Here is a 15360-nt window from a genome sequence, read left to right on the forward strand (position 1 = left end):
ATGAAAATTAGATCATTCACCTCAAGCTTGGTTCTAGCATTTTTTGTACTATTTACAAGCTTTGCTAAACCTAATAAAAAGCAGATTTTAGCTCAAATGCATTTGGCTAATAGCTATTTTAAACAGAAATGGCCTGATGTAGGGCAAGTGATTGTTAGTCCCGATAGAACGCGTCCTTCGAATATTTGGACTAGAGCTGTATATTATGAAGGGCTGATGGAACTTTATAAAATTGATCCCAAAGAATCTGATTTGAAATACATGACAGATTGGGGGACTTTTCATCAATGGGGATTACGAGATGGTTTGAAAACAAGAAATGCTGATAATCAAGCATGTGGACAAGTCTATTTGGATTTGTTTGACATTCAAAGTGATTCAGCCAGAATCAAACCTATCAAAACGAATATCGATTATATGTTGGCTACTCAAAAAGCAGATGATTGGTCCTGGGTGGATTGTTTACAAATGAGTATGCCTGTCTTTGCAAGATTAGGTACACGTTTTCATGATAACCGATATTATGAAAAAATGTATGATTTATATGCATTTACTAAATACAATCATGGAGGCAAAGGTTTATATAATCCACAAGAGCATCTGTGGTGGCGGGATAAGGATTTTGTTCCTCCTTACAAAGAACCCAATGGAGAAAATTGTTATTGGTCACGTGGAAATGCTTGGGTATATGCTGCCTTGATTAGAACCTTAGAAGTGATGCCTGCTGATGCACCGCACCGAGAGGAATATATCCGAGATTTTATAGATATGTCAGAAGCATTACTTCCTTTGCAGCGAAATGATGGATTTTGGAATGTAAGCCTAAAAGATGAAAGTCATTTTGGTGGTCCTGAATTAACAGGTACTGCATTGTTTGTATATGGGATGAAATGGGCTCTTCGCCATCGAATATTGAAGGGTAAAAAATATCAAGTAGCTGCTGATAAGGCTTGGGAAGCGATGAACAAATGTGTTCATCCAAATGGGTTTTTAGGTTATGTTCAAGGTACAGGGAAGGAACCTAAAGATTCTCAACCTGTTACATTTAATTCGGTGCCTAATTTTGAAGATTTTGGCTTAGGATGTTTTCTTTTGGCCGGCTCTGAAATGTTAAAATCAAATTAATTCTATGTTTTCTAATTTTTTTTATAATTTTAGCTCGTACTAAATTATAAAACAATGAAAAAAACAATTAATGGGGCAATCGTAGGAGGACTAATTATCTTCTTTTGGCAAGCAGCCTCCCATGTAGCTTTTAATCTGCATGAGCCATCTCAAATGTACACTGCCAATCAAGATAGTGTAATGATTTCTTTGAATAAGCACCTCAAAAAGGAGGGTGGATATATTTTACCTCGGATGGAAAACGAGCAAAATATGGCTCAAGCAGAGGAATTTGCTAAAAAAGTAACTGGTAAACCTTGGGCTCGAGTTCAATATTATACCAACTATCAAATTTCCATGCAGGATAATATGATTCGAGGTTTAATCGTGGATATTTTCTTAGTATTGCTAGTTGTTTACCTAATTAAACAATTAAAAACACCTAAGATGCGCGATATTTTAGGCCTTTGTTTAATTATTGCGGTAATCGTATTTACCAACTCTCCATATACCCAACATATTTGGTATCCCGTATTTGACCTTAGAGCAGAACTTATAGATCTAATAATATCTTGGGGATTATGTGGACTGTGGTTAGGATGGTACTTGCCTAGAAAGGCGGAGTGAGGAATGTAGAATTAAGAATGTAGATTGAAGAATGTAGAGTGAAGAAAAGCTAAACAATTCTACATTCTACATTCTTCATTTTACATTTATTTCGCTGGAGTAATAATCAAATTTCTGTATTCTACAGGACCGTGGTCACCTTGAATCATGATAGGACCTGGTTCTCCTTCGTTACTATCTAATGCTCCACCAGTGATACCTGGGATTTCAGTTTTGTAAATAACTGTTTTTCCATTCAATGTGATGGTGATATTACGTCCCACTAATTCAATGTCATAAGTTTGCCATTCTCCAGCTTCTTTAGCTGCATTTTCTAGCGGAGCTACAAATCCATAAATGGCACCCAATTGATCTTTTGCTGGTTCTAATCCCTTGCTATCTGCTACTTGGATTTCATAACGACCGCGTAAGTATAGACCGCTATTACTTTCTTTAGGAACACGGAATTCAGCATGTAATTTGAAATCGTGGAAAGTTTGAACTGTACGTATATTTGCCCCCGTTCTTGGACTTTTCATAATTCCATTTTCAGCTACCCATTGATTGTCTGGGCCTAAAGTTTGCCATCCATCCATGTTTTTGCCATTGAAAAGTGTAATTGGAGTACCCCATACTGGAGCCTTTTCTCTCCATAATTTTGGAGCTCTAACACCTAGAATACGGAATTTTTCTCCTAAAGGGGTTGTTAATGTGCCCATTAATTTATCATCCTTTAATTCAGCTTCTAACATTAAATCTTTTTCTGAATTTTCCCATTGTGGAGGAATGCTGAATGAGACAATATTATTGGCAAAATTGACTTTTGAGATAGGTCGAGAACTTCCTCCATCTCCAACAAAATGGCCAGTTAATGTCTTTAAGCCAGAATGAGTTACTTCTAACCAAGCAGGAGTAGTTACATTTCTTTTAGTAATGGTGATATCCCATCTTCCTTCTACCACCGAGTGTCCTGCTGGTACCTGTGCTAAGGTTCCGAAGGATAAACTAACCATGGATAGCATGAAAGTCGCTTTAATGAATTGAATGAATCTTTGTTTCATAGTAAAATTGAGTATTGTTTGAACTTTGAATTTACGATTTTTTCATTGTTTTAATTCTGAATTACAATAAAATTGAAACGAGATAGGTGCTATCCTGTTGGTGAAGTTCAATGTTTTAAATCTGCTTGAATTTTCCTTCTAAAAAAATGACTGATGTACTTATTTTAAAATTAAATTATCAATTTGATAAATTAGGACCTTTTCATACCCAGATTGGTCGTCGGAATCCCATTTTTAATCGACTTACTGTGTTTTTCATGAATTGGGCTATTTCTTGTTAACAATTAAAATTTTAGCTTTACCGACATATTAATTCCGTGTTTAGATGAATCAAGAAAAGTATAGTAGGTATCAATTCCTCAAATCCATTGGTTTTAAAGGTTCAGCATTGATGGCTATTTTAGCAGCTTGTACTCGTAAAGAGGATGCCATTTTAGAACCACTTATTATTAATAAAAATGGACAACAAGTTACTTCTTTAGATAGTACCAAAGCCTCACAAGTTGCTACAAGTACTGGCTCAACTTCTGGAAGTACCAGTAGTTCAACATCTGGAAGCACGAGTGGAGGAAGTACTGCTACTGCAGGAACTACGGTTGGTAAAATCACGACAGATGAATTAAATGCCATTAAAAGCTATGTGCTGAAATTGGATTTAACAAGTTCGACGGCTAGCGCATTAAAAACTGCGGGTGGATATATTATTTCAAGTGGAACAGTCGTGGCTTGCGTTTCAGTGGGTGAATATGTCGCTGCCAAAAACCTTTGTTCCCATGAACCCAAGCAACGAATTATTTTCAATCGCACAGAATATTATTGTACCGACCATGGTGCTCGTTTTTCTTTAGCTGGCCAAGGTTTAAATTCTTTAGGAAGCCGTGGATTAACGGTTTACAAAACAGCCAACGACGGTAAAACTCTTGTAATTTTTGCATAATCCTATGACTTTATTATTTCACATATTTTTGAATTTACTGGTTTGGGGTAGTGATTTTTCCACTGCTCAACAAAATGCTAAACAACAGCATCGCCTCATATTATTGAATTTTTCAGGCTCTGATTGGTGCGGTCCTTGTATTAAATTAAAGAAAGATGTCTTTGAATCGGTAGAATTTACTGCATTTGCAGAAGGTAATTTGGAATTAATTCGTGCTGATTTTCCTAGGTTAAAGAAGAATCAATTAGCTAAAGATCAGCAAGCTAAGAATGATGCTTTGGCAGAAAAATACAATAGTTCAGGCAAATTCCCATTGACTCTATTAATCAATGAACAAGGCAAAGTATTAAAGGAATGGGAGGGATACCAACCATCTGTTGCTAAGTTTTTAGCTGAAATCAAACAATACCGATAGTCGAATGCCTCTTTTTAAAAGGACAGATTTATTGATGGGTAACCGTTTCGACTTAGCGGTCGTTGGGTCAAATGAATTGGACGCTCGGGCAGCCTTAGAAAAGGCTGTATTTGAAATTCAGCGTATTGAGCAATTATTAAGTACATATCGACCTGATTCTCAAACGAATCAAATTAATGAAATGGCTGGAATTTCACCAGTAATCGTTGATGCCGAGGTATTTGAATTGATTCAGAGAGCTCAACGAATTTCGGATTTGACTCAAGGAGCCTTTGATTTGACTTATGGATCTATGGATAAAAGTCTTTGGAACTTTGATCAAAAAATGACTCAATTGCCTAGTCCTGAATTAGCAAAAAAATCCGTTCAGTTGATTGATTATCAGCAGGTTGAATTAGATATTCATAATAAGAGTATCTTTTTGAAAAAGAGAGGAATGCGATTAGGCTTTGGTGGAATAGGTAAAGGATATGCGGCAGATCGAGCTAAGGCTCTACTAGTATCATTGGGATTCCAACATGGATTGGTGAATGCATCGGGTGATTTATGTGCCTGGGGTAATAAGGAAAATGGAAAACCATGGTCAATTGGCGTTGTTCATCCAGATCAATCCGATCAAATAATAGCTCATTTTGATTTGAAAAATTCATCCGTAGCTACATCTGGGAATTATGAAAAATTTGTCGTGATTGACGGTAAAAAATACTCACATACGATAGATCCAAATACAGGTTATCCAATTCAAGGTATAAAGAGTGTGACGGTTTTTGCTCCCTTTGCTGAATTGGCTGATGCCTTAACTACGCCTATAGCCGTGATGGGAGTTTCAATTGGATTAGATTTAATAAATCAAATACCTGGTTTAGGTTGTGTTGTCATCGACGATGATAATCAGGTGTTTTATTCAGAAAGCATTAAAAGGCAACAATTAGAATTGTTAAAATAACATAGACTTATGAAGAGATACCATTGGTTGGGTTTATTTCTTGGAATTCTTTTGCAATCATGTACTTCTGTGAAGGAGTTTCAGAAGAGCAGAATCAATGATTCAGAAATGGAATTGTCATCTAGAAAATCGGAGAAATTCGAGCAAAGTTTTTATCTCTATCGGGAAGGAGCTTCTGGAGCCAATGGTGGTAAGAGCGGGGGAGGTTGCGGTTGTAATTAAAAGGATGTCATGAAAAAAGTAATATTAAGCATAGGTCTTTACTGTTCATTTTTGCAAGGGGCACGCTCGCAAGAGTATTTGACATTCAACCAAAGGAATGCTACATCTATTTCATCGTCGGATAGTTCTTCGATTTACAAGAAAAGGACCTTGAAATTTGAGGAAGCCAATCTTGTTAGTGGATATTATTTTCAAGATGGAAATAATTCTGCTATCACAGGAGGAATTGGCACCGAGCGATTGACAGATTTTGCCAATTCTTTTGAGTTACGTTTCTCAAAATTAGATCGCTTTAACCGTTTGCACAGTTTTACAGCTGATATGAATATAGATTTTTATTCATCAGCTTCTTCTGACAAAATTGATCCGTTAACGGTTTCTTCAGCATCCAGAAAGGATACGCATATTTATCCAAGTTTATCTTGGTCGGTGAAAGATGATGTTTTAAGAACCACACATGGTTTTAGTTATTCCTATTCCACGGAATATGATTATAAATCTCATGGTTTTAATGCGTTTATTACTAAGCTTTCTAAGGATAAAAATCGGGAATTCTCGATTAAAGGAGGTGCTTTTTTCGATACTTATATGGCTATTTTACCTTCGGAATTAAGGCCATTGACTTACCCTTCTGGCGCAGAAGGAGATAAAAGGGGAATTGCATATAAGCCCAGAAACTCCTACAATGCATCGTTTTCATTGTCGCAAGTAATTAATCAACGATTACAAGTAATGGCAATCATTGAGCCTAGTTATCAGGAAGGTCTGTTGAGTACTCCCTTTCATCGGGTATATTTTACCAACGGAAATGAAACTGTGGAGAAACTACCTGGAACCAGATTTAAATTACCTATTGGTTTACGATTGAGTTATTTTGCGGGAGATAGAACGGTTATTCGTGCTTTTTATCGAGCTTATGTGGATGATTGGGGAATGACTGCACATACCACCAATTTAGAAATCCCATATAAGATTACCCCATTCTTCTCCATTAGCCCATTTTACCGATTTAATACCCAAACAGCAGTGAAGTACTTTAAAGCTTATGCACAGCATGAGCCTTCTGAATTATTTTATACTTCTGATTATGATATATCTAGTTTTACGAGTCAGTTTGTTGGAATGGGAATTCGTCTAGCACCACCAGGAGGTATCGCAGGATTGTTAAATTGGAGCTCCTTAGAAATTCGATATGGGTATTATTCCCGATCCAATGGCATGTATGGCCATAGTATTTCAGCACATATTAAGATTAAATAAAAAAATCTCCCAGCTCTGGGAGATTTTTTTGTGGAGTCGGAGGGATTCGAACCCTCGTCCAAACCTAGCGAACAATAGCTTTCTACACGTTTAGCTGTGATTCTTTTTCGATCAAAAGCGGGTTCACATCAGACCCAAACTCTCAACTTATCCTCTGGATACTAACAAGTCCGTAGAGAAATTCGAACTTATCGACTCTGCATGTCGACGCTCAGATGCCCTCCTCGGCAGAGTTTGGAGAAGGCTGAACGATGGCAAATTGATTAATCTCTAAGATTAAGCAGCCATGGCATACTGTGTATTGCCAGTTATAATTCGAAGGTTTTTTAAACAGGAAATGCCTACAACTCCCGACGTGCTTACCACCGACCGACATAAGCTGTCAAAACCGGTCGACCCCATAGTAGAAACACAAAGGTACAACATTATATAGCCCTTTGTCAAGGAATAGGTAATTCTGTACTTTGTTTTATTTCATCCATCACAAATAAACTATTGATATGTGCGACAGTTGGAAGTACAGCTAATTTCTCTTGATAAAAGCGGTTGTAGCTTTCTACATCCGAACTTACAACCATCAAGTAATAATCAAAGTTCCCAGAAACCAAATGGCATGATAATACTTCTGGAAACGCTTGAATGGCTTGTTCAAATTCTTTGAAATTTTTACGGTTCTGCTTTTCTAAGGTTACTTGGCAATGTACCAATAAACCTAAGTCCAACATTTTCCTATTGAGCAAACCTACATAAGACATGATATATCCATCTTTTTCCAATTTTCGGATACGATCATGGGTAGGAGATAGAGATAAATTGACTTGGGAAGCTATTTCTTTGAGTTTCTTTTGCCCATTTCCTTGAATGATTTTTAAAATCTTTAAATCAAGAGCGTCTAGGATGAGTTTGGAAGCCATAATTTTTTCGGATTTATGTTTACAGAAAGTTAATTTATAGAATAAATTCCTTTTAAAATGCATTTAACAGAAATAATTCCTTATTTATATGTGATATACATAAATATTTTTCGTCTTTTTTATATTTGTAAAGTATTATACTTCATCAAAGGTAACGGCCAGCGAAATTTTTCGTTGGCCGTTCTTTTTTTATAACAAGCTAAAATCAAATTATCATGATCATTGGCGTCCCTAAAGAAATAAAAAATCAAGAATTCAGGGTAGGTTTAACGCCTGCAGGAATTCAATCCTTGGTGGCTCAAGGTCACCAAGTGTATGTTCAAAGTCAAGCAGGTGTTGGTTCTGGTTTTTCAGATGATTTTTACACTCAAGTTGGAGCTGTAATTTTACCAGATGCTAAATCAGTCTATGAGAAATCTGAAATGATTGTTAAAGTGAAAGAACCTTTAGCGCAAGAATTTCCACTGATTCAACCGGGCCAAATTCTGTTCACTTATTTTCACTTTGCAGCATCCAAAGAATTGACCCAAGCAATGATTGCTAGTAAAGCGATTTGTATTGCTTATGAAACCGTGGAATTACCAGATAAAAGTCTCCCATTATTAATTCCTATGTCAGAAGTGGCTGGTAGAATGGCCATTCAAGTGGGAGCCTATTTTTTAGGTAAAGCTCAAGGCGGGAAAGGTAAAATGTTAGGTGGAGTTCCCGGGGTAAAACCAGCAAATGTGGTGATTTTGGGAGGAGGAGTAGTAGGTACACAGGCTGCCAAAATGGCGGCTGGTCTTGGGGCAAATGTAACTATTATGGATACTAATCTAGCTCGATTGCGTTATTTGGAAGATATATTGCCTGCCAATGTGTCTACCCAATATTCTACTTCGTTAGCTATACAAGATAATCTACCTCAAGCCGACCTAATTGTTGGAGCCGTACTTTTACATGGAGCTAAGGCACCGCACCTGATCAAAAAGGAAGATTTAAAAAGAATGAGTCCAGGTACTGTACTAGTAGATGTAGCCGTGGACCAAGGTGGATGTATAGAAACCTGTCGACCTACTACGCACGAGAATCCCGTGTTTGAAATAGATGGAATTCTTCATTATTGTGTAGCAAATATGCCTGGGGCAGTACCTCAAACGTCTACTTTAGCATTGACCCAAGCGACATTACCTTATGTCCAACAAATAGCCAAAGAAGGTTGGAATGTAGCATGTACTCATAACCAAGCATTAGCTAATGGATTAACGATTTACGAGGGTAAATTGCAAAATCCCGCTTTGGCAATCTTGTTTGATTTATAATTACCAGATTTTAATTCCCTGTATTCTATATAATTCCAATTGTTGTAGGTTCACTTGATAATCAAACTGAGCTTGCATCAATTGGGATTCTTCTAAAATAGATTCTGCTTGATCTAATTCAATTCGACGAATTAAGCCTTGCTTAAAGCGCGTATTTGCTAAATCTAAGGCGTATTGGGCTTGTGCAACGACCTCTTTCTGGGTAGCAGCTTTCTTTACGTAGTTTTGATGATTCAATTGAGCTTGTCTCCACTCAGTACCTAATTTTTCACGGGCATCTTCTAATTGAAAAGCAACACGTTCTTTTTGAATGGTAGCTAATTCTGTTTGGTAGCTTCCTCTTTTCCCTGAATAAATAGGAATGCTTAATTTAAGGCCTAAAACACTATTTACTTTAAAATCATCTGCAAAAGCTGGTGTTTCTCCATTTATTCTAGGGACATATCCATTTTTTAAGCCTAAGGTAGCTAATCCTGCCAAGGTAGGGGTATTCTCCGACTTAGCTAATTCGATGCTCTTATTGACAATTTCCTCCTGAGCCTTAATTTGAGTAATCTCTGGATTTGTAAAAGATTCAATTGGTTTGGCTGTTTGAGCTTGCCAAATTTGAGGATTTTCAACTAAATATGACTCAGCATTGCCACCTAATAAGGTACTTAAATAGTCCAGCATGCGAGCCACCTGATTTTCTGATTCTAAAATCTTACTCTCTTGATTCGCAATTTTTACTTGCTGACTTATTTTATCATATTCAATGGCTTCTCCCAAAGCTAATTGCTTTATAATGATCTGAAAATTACTTTCTATGCGCTTCAGTTGCGATTTTTGTACTTGAATCGCTTTTTTATTGAAAACAATTTGTTGGTATAGATTAGCAATTTGGAAACCCAATTGGAATTCTTGTTGCTCAATTTGAGCTTGACTTAATTGTGTTTCTAAACGTGTTTTTTCAATGGCCATGGCATTTCTTCCCCAATCATATAATACGTGATTCGCTACAAATTGAGAATTGTAATTCATGTTGGGTTGAAACTGTAGGGTTGAATTGGCTCCACCAAAGTTAAAACTAGCTTTGGCAACAGGATCAATTCGGGTAACACCAATTTCAGCACCAATCACAGGCTTTCCGTAAGATTCCTGAATTTGGGTTTTCACTAATCCCATTTTTATCAGGTTTCTTTGTCCTTTTAAAGCTGGAGAATGTTGTAAAATACCTTGAATTAATTCAGGTAGTCCCTTTGATTGAGCTATTACAGCAGAGCTCAACAAAGTATAGGATAAGAGTAAGATATATTTTTTCATATGATTAATGAGCCTCTTCACTGGCTTTCATGATTTTTTCTAATTCTTCTTTGGTTTTCTTAGGGGTACGTAATAACCATAAGAAAGGTAGTATACACATAAATAAAATGGACACTAAACGGAATGTATCTAAGTATGCCAAATAATAAGCTTGCTTATTTACCATGGCATCTAATTGTCGATATGCAGCCTCCCCACTTCGAACAAAGTCCCCCGTTTTTTGCATCATATTTTGTGTCAATCCCTGGATTCTTTGTTGGAATAAAGGATTTTCCACTTGAATATTGGCTAACAAATCCGTTCTATGTTGGGCTGCACGGTGTGTCGCGTAATTATTGGCAACTGCTATACCAAACGCACCTCCCAATTGCCGAATCATATTACTCAAGGCAATTCCAGCAGGATATTCAGAGGGTTTTAATCCAGCAACGGCTTGATTAATTAAAGGCATTTGCAACATAGCTACTCCCATCATACGCAAAAGGTGCATGGGGAAGAAATCCCAACGGCCCATCTCTGGAGTAGCTGACCCACCAATAAAACCAAATATGATGAATATGCAGATCCCGACTCCCATAACAGGAATAGGCTTACCACCTAAAGACAAATATTTGGCAATCATAGGGAATAGGATGACACCAAGTAATGTCGGATACATCAAGGATAGTCCAGTTTCTGTTGAACTTAAGCCATTGATTCGCTGTACCATGATGGGGTAAATGAACACGGAGGTGAATAGACCAAAACCACTTACCAAATTAAATACCGTACTCATGGCGAACACTTTGTTCTTGAATATCTTTAAGTTGATAACGGGATGTTCAGTGGTTAATTCTCTCCAAATGAATCCAATCAATCCAATGGCACATAATCCTGCCATGGTGTTGATGGTTCTTGACTCAAACCAATTCTCAGATTCTCCTTTTTCTAAAATATACTGCAGGTTTCCGATTCCCAAGGTTAATAAGGCTATTCCAATGTAATCGATTTCCATGGTCTTTCGATGTTGGCCTTCGCCTTCTTTTCGATCAATGAAAACAATGGTTAGAATAGTTGCCAATATGCAGACAGGGATATTAACATAGAAAATGTCGTTCCACTCGTAATTATCCACTAAGTAACCACCCAACACTGGACCCAAAGATGGGCCTAGAATGATACCCATGCCAAAAAAACCAGATGCGATTGGGCGATCTTCTACTTCGAATGCATCAAATAATATAGCTTGAGATGTGGATAGTAAGGCTCCTCCACCAATACCTTGGAAAAAACGCCAAAAGACTAATTCCCATAAGCTATCACTCATCCCACAAAAATAGGAGGCAATACCAAAAAGGATCATAGAGCCTAAATAGTAGTTTTTTCTACCAAAATATTCTCCTAAAAATCCCGTCATCGGGATAATAATTACGTTGGCTATCGCATAACTGGTAATTACCCAGGCTATATCTTCAATCGTTGCTCCAAGATTTCCGGCTATCTGATTGAGGGCCACGTTCACAATCGTGGTATCCAACAACTCCATGACAGCTGCGGTAATCGTCGTGAGAACGATGATGATTTTTGCGAATCCCTGAGGCCTTTGCATGGTATTAGTTTATGGGAACCGAAACATCTAATGATAATCCTGCTCGTAAAATATCCTTGTATTTATCGGTGTTCAGAATTTCAATTTTCACAGGGATGCGTTGTGTTACTTTAACAAAGTTTCCCGACGCATTATCAGGAGGAAGTAAGGTTGTTTTGGCACCTGTTGATTCAGAAATGGATAATATTCTACCTTTTAAGGTGATATCAGGGTAAGCATCAATTTTAATATCGGCTCCCATGCCAACTTGTAAGGATTCTACTTGAGTTTCTTTAAAGTTAGCCACCACCCAATAGCGACTGTCATCCATGATCGTCATCAATGGTTGTGACACTTGAATGAATTGGCCAGGCTCTACAGATTTCTTGCCAATTTTACCATCAGCAGGAGCATAAACTTTATTGTAGCTTAATTTCAATTGTTGTTGCTGAACTTTAACCTTTTTCAGTTTTAATGCAATCTCGGCTTTATGTAGCGTAGCTTGTAAGATGCCTAATCTAGATTGAGTGCTAACTAATTCAGCTTTTGCCCCTTGTAGTTTAATGGCTGATTGTTCAGCCAGATCTTGGCTATCAATTAATTGTTGACGAGTAATCGCTTTAGCTGATTCCAAAGCCGCATTTCGGGTAACATCGCGATTGTATTTATTATTGGCTAACTCTGCTGATTTTACTTGGCTTTGTTGTGCTTCAATACTTTTTGTTAAGTTGGTTAAATTGGCTTTGGCACTTTCTATGTCAGAACTTGCTTGATCAACTTCCACTTGCATTTCTTCCAATGCTAATGCTGCTTCATCAGAATCTATTTCTAAAATGATTTGACCTTTTTTTACTTGATCATAATCATTGACATAGACCTTTTTTACAAATCCTGCCATTCGAGGTAATACTGGAATGAAATAGGCTTCAATCTGAGCATTGTCGGTATCCTCATGCGTAGTAGCATAATGGTATTTCTTGTAACCGAAAAAACCTCCTACGACTAAGATTACCGCTAAAATGATTTTAGGAAGATGAGATTTTGGTTTTTGTTGAGTAGACATGGTACGATTTTTAGTGTTGCAAAGTAAAGAAGCATTTATAATAAAGTCAAGTTAGTTGACTAATTATTTTATTTTTGTATTTTTGCATGATAGAATAATCTACCATGGACCAGATTACACCAACTGAATATCCCCAGCACATGTTTTTATCAAGACTTTTGGTAAAATCTTATCGTATTGTTCAATCAATGAATGGCACTTATTTAAGAAGTTTAGGTTATGAAAACTTCAAAATAGGGCATATCATTGTTTTAATGAATCTTGCTGAACAGGGAGTAACTACGACTGATTTGGCCAAAAAAGCGAAAGTGAGTAAGCAAGCTATGAGTAAGTTGGTCAATGAGCTTATTCAAGAAGGTTACCTGATTTCTCAAATTCATCCTCAAGACTTACGTTCCACTCTCTTATTTTGTACAGAGAAAGGTAATCAATTTTTGGAAGATTTAATGAAATCTAGAACTCATATCGAGCAAAAATTTGCTGAAATTATTGGTAGAGAACGATTGGCGCAGTTAAATCAGCTTCTAACTGAAATCGTATCTCACTATGATGAACTGGAGAGTGTCGATAGTATCAATGACAAAATAGCCAGTACAAAAATCTAGTTTAGGGGAAAAAGCGTTCGTGAAAATTAACTAAAAATAGTTCATGAGTGGCTCGTGTAATAGCCGTGTATAACCATCTAATATATTCAGCATCAATTTGTTCTTCTTTTAGATAACCTTGATCCACAAAAACAGCTTTCCATTGTCCACCTTGTGATTTGTGACAAGTTAAGGCATAGGCAAATTTGACTTGAAGAGCATTAAGAAAGGGGTCTTTTCTAATAGCCTCCATTCTTTCTTTTTTCTTGGTTATATGAGCATAATCCTCACATACTGAATCATATAGCTTTTTATTAGCATCCTTTCCTAAGGCAGACTCAGCTGAGTGAAGTGTATCTAGTAATATTTTTGCTTCCACTTCGGGATGGTCTTCATAGTCGCACAAGCGTAGACTTACATTCAAAAACCGAAAACCATGCATGTCTTCTTGTCTTTTGATTTTCATTACTTCTACAAAATCACCATTTGCTATGAATCCTGCTGGAGAATCTTCATCCAACCAATGGTAATTGTTTCGAACAATCATTAATAAATCTCCAGAACTGATTTCATCTTCTTGATACAAAATAGATCTCCGAACAAATTCATTGTATTGAACCGCACTTTTATTTGACCGAGTAAGCAAAATAGTTTCTTCTTTCCCAAATTTCCGATAGGCATATTGCATACCATCTTCGACTTTTTCTCCAGACATTTTGAAAAAATCTTTGAATGATTGAGTATTAAATTGAATTTGATGAGAAGCCTGATTCAATAATTCACGGAGATTGGTCGCATTGTACAGAATCCCGGAATCTATATCTTGTCGCATGACGTCCGTCAATTCGTGGTCCATCACTTCCATATGAAATTCACTGCTGATATAGTCTTTGGAAAGAGCAGGAGAGAGGCTTTTACCTACTGGAGGTAACTGGGCAGTATCACCCACAAAAATTAATTTGTTGCCTGTATGCCCATTTTCTGGATTTGTAAAAACATATTCAATTAAATCCGTTAATAAACTATTGGAGCCAAAATCAGACTCATCGGTAATCATGGATGCCTCATCAACTATAAAAACAGTGTTAGTTGCATAATTATTCATTCGCTGGAACACGAGGGCTCCTGAATTTGGATTACTGACTTGTCGGTATATTTTTTTGTGGATCGTAAATGCTTTTTTCTTGGCATAATTCGCCATCACTTTGGCGGCTCGACCCGTTGGAGCCAATAATTGGGTCTTATAACCGAAGCTAGCTAATATTTTAATGAGGGTAGAAATGACCGTAGTTTTACCTGTCCCTGCATATCCTTTGATGATAAAGGTGAGGGCGCCCCATTCGTCTTTGTTGATGATAAAGTCATTTAATTTCTGAAACAAAGCTGTCTGTGAGGGTGTAGGCTCAAAGGGGAACTTTTGATGCAACAGAAAAGAAGGACTTTTGGAAGGATTCATGTCTTAAAGAAGACACAATTTACACAATTGAATCGGGAAGCAAAAGTGCGTTTTCCATGGAAAGCGGCCTAAATACATTGATTAGGCAGATATGGCTATAATCTTTTAATTCTGATTCTAAAATATCTCTTTCTTCAATTAATTTTTCATCAATTAATCTCCTACGAGTGGTTCCCCAATGTAAAGGTTCTTTGGGGGTATACCAGGCATCTCCCTGCTTGAATGCTAAATTGGCAATGCTTGAATCTTGTAATTTTCCATCTTTAGAAAAGATGATATCATCAGCTTCAGGATGTTCGGCTATTTTTTTCAGGATATGCGATCTATCGGCATACTTAAAGGTATATTCATAATCACCTGTAGGAACGATCGTTAATTTGCAGATATTTTTTGATTGATAGGGTATAAACTCATGAAATTCCCAATCTGTTCGGTATACCAATCTCGTACGATAACTTCCTTGCTGAGGAATTTCTAAGCTTGCAAAAAAATCATGAATGTTTAGAACAGGAGAACTTGGATAGTAAAACTGAAAGACATCATTGATTCTTTTTTGATGATAATCTAGATGAAGTGTTTCGCCATTTAAAACATGAACGGTTTCTAAAAATGTGGGCATTTT

General features: G+C 36.9%; 16 protein-coding genes and 1 other RNA gene. 9 read left to right on the forward strand and 8 right to left on the reverse strand.

Going from position 1 to position 15360, the window contains the following annotated elements; translation table 11 throughout:
• Together HME7025_RS06120 and HME7025_RS06125 are read left to right on the forward strand one after the other, a co-directional pair.
• Window positions 1-1125, forward strand: coding sequence for a glycoside hydrolase family 88/105 protein (locus tag HME7025_RS06120; protein WP_109322782.1), 1125 nt, complete (start codon window positions 1-3; stop codon window positions 1123-1125).
• 54 nt (window positions 1126-1179) lie between these two features.
• Window positions 1180-1731, forward strand: coding sequence for a hypothetical protein (locus tag HME7025_RS06125; protein ID WP_109322783.1), 552 nt, complete (start codon window positions 1180-1182; stop codon window positions 1729-1731).
• An 86-nt stretch (window positions 1732-1817) separates the two neighbouring features.
• Here HME7025_RS06125 and HME7025_RS06130 read toward each other — a convergent pair whose 3' ends face one another.
• Window positions 1818-2771, reverse strand: coding sequence for a 3-keto-disaccharide hydrolase (locus tag HME7025_RS06130; RefSeq protein ID WP_109322784.1), 954 nt, complete (start codon window positions 2769-2771; stop codon window positions 1818-1820).
• 325 nt (window positions 2772-3096) lie between these two features.
• Between HME7025_RS06130 and HME7025_RS06135 the strand changes: the two genes are divergently transcribed.
• The 5 genes from HME7025_RS06135 to HME7025_RS06155 are packed head-to-tail and all read left to right on the forward strand — an operon-like array spanning window position 3097 to window position 6551.
• Window positions 3097-3708: a Rieske (2Fe-2S) protein gene (locus tag HME7025_RS06135; protein ID WP_109322785.1), complete on the forward strand. Its 612-nt coding sequence runs from the start codon at window positions 3097-3099 to the stop codon at window positions 3706-3708.
• Between the two features lie 4 nt (window positions 3709-3712).
• Window positions 3713-4123, forward strand: a complete 411-nt coding sequence (locus tag HME7025_RS06140; RefSeq protein ID WP_109322786.1) for a thioredoxin family protein — start codon at window positions 3713-3715, stop codon at window positions 4121-4123.
• Window positions 4124-4127: 4 nt separating this feature from the next.
• The gene (locus HME7025_RS06145; RefSeq protein ID WP_109322787.1) at window positions 4128-5069 is read left to right on the forward strand and encodes an FAD:protein FMN transferase; all 942 of its coding nucleotides are present in this window, start codon (window positions 4128-4130) and stop codon (window positions 5067-5069) included.
• A gap of 9 nt (window positions 5070-5078) precedes the next feature.
• The gene (locus tag HME7025_RS06150) at window positions 5079-5291 is read left to right on the forward strand and encodes a DUF4266 domain-containing protein (RefSeq protein ID WP_109322788.1); all 213 of its coding nucleotides are present in this window, start codon (window positions 5079-5081) and stop codon (window positions 5289-5291) included.
• 9 nt (window positions 5292-5300) lie between these two features.
• Entirely contained in the window at window positions 5301-6551 is a 1251-nt protein-coding gene (locus HME7025_RS06155) for a DUF3570 domain-containing protein (protein ID WP_109322789.1), read from the forward strand.
• A 28-nt stretch (window positions 6552-6579) separates the two neighbouring features.
• On the opposite strand, the gene ssrA is transcribed toward HME7025_RS06155, so the two are convergent.
• Together ssrA and HME7025_RS06165 are read right to left on the reverse strand one after the other, a co-directional pair.
• Window positions 6580-6951: a transfer-messenger RNA gene (gene ssrA / locus HME7025_RS06160) on the reverse strand.
• A gap of 40 nt (window positions 6952-6991) precedes the next feature.
• On the reverse strand, window positions 6992-7465 hold the full coding sequence (locus tag HME7025_RS06165) for an Lrp/AsnC family transcriptional regulator (protein ID WP_109325031.1): 474 nt from the start codon (window positions 7463-7465) through the stop codon (window positions 6992-6994).
• A gap of 215 nt (window positions 7466-7680) precedes the next feature.
• Here HME7025_RS06165 and ald point away from each other — a divergent pair, with 215 nt between their 5' ends.
• The gene (ald, locus tag HME7025_RS06170) at window positions 7681-8766 is read left to right on the forward strand and encodes an alanine dehydrogenase (RefSeq protein WP_109322790.1); all 1086 of its coding nucleotides are present in this window, start codon (window positions 7681-7683) and stop codon (window positions 8764-8766) included.
• Here the strand turns inward: ald and HME7025_RS06175 are convergent, their stop codons facing one another.
• Genes HME7025_RS06175 through HME7025_RS06185 form a run of 3 tightly spaced genes read right to left on the reverse strand, consistent with a single transcriptional unit; the run spans window position 8767 to window position 12698 of the window.
• A complete protein-coding gene (locus HME7025_RS06175) occupies window positions 8767-10068 on the reverse strand; it encodes a TolC family protein (RefSeq protein WP_109322791.1) in 1302 nt (433 codons plus the stop codon).
• A 4-nt stretch (window positions 10069-10072) separates the two neighbouring features.
• Complete coding sequence (locus tag HME7025_RS06180; protein ID WP_109322792.1) at window positions 10073-11656, reverse strand: DHA2 family efflux MFS transporter permease subunit; 1584 nt, start codon at window positions 11654-11656, stop codon at window positions 10073-10075.
• Between the two features lie 4 nt (window positions 11657-11660).
• Complete coding sequence (locus HME7025_RS06185; RefSeq protein ID WP_109322793.1) at window positions 11661-12698, reverse strand: HlyD family secretion protein; 1038 nt, start codon at window positions 12696-12698, stop codon at window positions 11661-11663.
• Window positions 12699-12802: 104 nt separating this feature from the next.
• Between HME7025_RS06185 and HME7025_RS06190 the strand changes: the two genes are divergently transcribed.
• Window positions 12803-13303, forward strand: a complete 501-nt coding sequence (locus HME7025_RS06190) for a MarR family winged helix-turn-helix transcriptional regulator (RefSeq protein ID WP_109322794.1) — start codon at window positions 12803-12805, stop codon at window positions 13301-13303.
• 1 nt (window position 13304) lies between these two features.
• Here the strand turns inward: HME7025_RS06190 and HME7025_RS06195 are convergent, their stop codons facing one another.
• Together HME7025_RS06195 and HME7025_RS06200 are read right to left on the reverse strand one after the other, a co-directional pair.
• A complete protein-coding gene (locus tag HME7025_RS06195; RefSeq protein ID WP_109322795.1) occupies window positions 13305-14738 on the reverse strand; it encodes an ATP-dependent DNA helicase in 1434 nt (477 codons plus the stop codon).
• A gap of 19 nt (window positions 14739-14757) precedes the next feature.
• Complete coding sequence (locus HME7025_RS06200) at window positions 14758-15357, reverse strand: aminotransferase class IV (protein WP_109322796.1); 600 nt, start codon at window positions 15355-15357, stop codon at window positions 14758-14760.
• Window positions 15358-15360: the final 3 nt, after the last annotated feature.

It is taken from the genome of Aquirufa nivalisilvae (genome assembly GCF_003143535.1).
Lineage (GTDB): Bacteria > Bacteroidota > Bacteroidia > Cytophagales > Spirosomataceae > Aquirufa > Aquirufa nivalisilvae.

Excerpts from the sequence above, each read along its gene's own strand:
- HME7025_RS06120 (WP_109322782.1), top strand. The coding sequence starts at position 1 with ATGAAAATTAGATCATTCACCTCAAGCTTGGTTCTAGCATTTTTTGTA.
- HME7025_RS06125 (WP_109322783.1), top strand. The coding sequence starts at position 1,180 with ATGAAAAAAACAATTAATGGGGCAATCGTAGGAGGACTAATTATCTTC.
- HME7025_RS06130 (WP_109322784.1), bottom strand. The coding sequence starts at position 2,771 with ATGAAACAAAGATTCATTCAATTCATTAAAGCGACTTTCATGCTATCC.
- HME7025_RS06135 (WP_109322785.1), top strand. The coding sequence starts at position 3,097 with ATGAATCAAGAAAAGTATAGTAGGTATCAATTCCTCAAATCCATTGGT.
- HME7025_RS06140 (WP_109322786.1), top strand. The coding sequence starts at position 3,713 with ATGACTTTATTATTTCACATATTTTTGAATTTACTGGTTTGGGGTAGT.
- HME7025_RS06145 (WP_109322787.1), top strand. The coding sequence starts at position 4,128 with ATGCCTCTTTTTAAAAGGACAGATTTATTGATGGGTAACCGTTTCGAC.
- HME7025_RS06150 (WP_109322788.1), top strand. The coding sequence starts at position 5,079 with ATGAAGAGATACCATTGGTTGGGTTTATTTCTTGGAATTCTTTTGCAA.
- HME7025_RS06155 (WP_109322789.1), top strand. The coding sequence starts at position 5,301 with ATGAAAAAAGTAATATTAAGCATAGGTCTTTACTGTTCATTTTTGCAA.
- HME7025_RS06165 (WP_109325031.1), bottom strand. The coding sequence starts at position 7,465 with ATGGCTTCCAAACTCATCCTAGACGCTCTTGATTTAAAGATTTTAAAA.
- ald (WP_109322790.1), top strand. The coding sequence starts at position 7,681 with ATGATCATTGGCGTCCCTAAAGAAATAAAAAATCAAGAATTCAGGGTA.
- HME7025_RS06175 (WP_109322791.1), bottom strand. The coding sequence starts at position 10,068 with ATGAAAAAATATATCTTACTCTTATCCTATACTTTGTTGAGCTCTGCT.
- HME7025_RS06180 (WP_109322792.1), bottom strand. The coding sequence starts at position 11,656 with ATGCAAAGGCCTCAGGGATTCGCAAAAATCATCATCGTTCTCACGACG.
- HME7025_RS06185 (WP_109322793.1), bottom strand. The coding sequence starts at position 12,698 with ATGTCTACTCAACAAAAACCAAAATCTCATCTTCCTAAAATCATTTTA.
- HME7025_RS06190 (WP_109322794.1), top strand. The coding sequence starts at position 12,803 with ATGGACCAGATTACACCAACTGAATATCCCCAGCACATGTTTTTATCA.
- HME7025_RS06195 (WP_109322795.1), bottom strand. The coding sequence starts at position 14,738 with ATGAATCCTTCCAAAAGTCCTTCTTTTCTGTTGCATCAAAAGTTCCCC.
- HME7025_RS06200 (WP_109322796.1), bottom strand. The coding sequence starts at position 15,357 with ATGCCCACATTTTTAGAAACCGTTCATGTTTTAAATGGCGAAACACTT.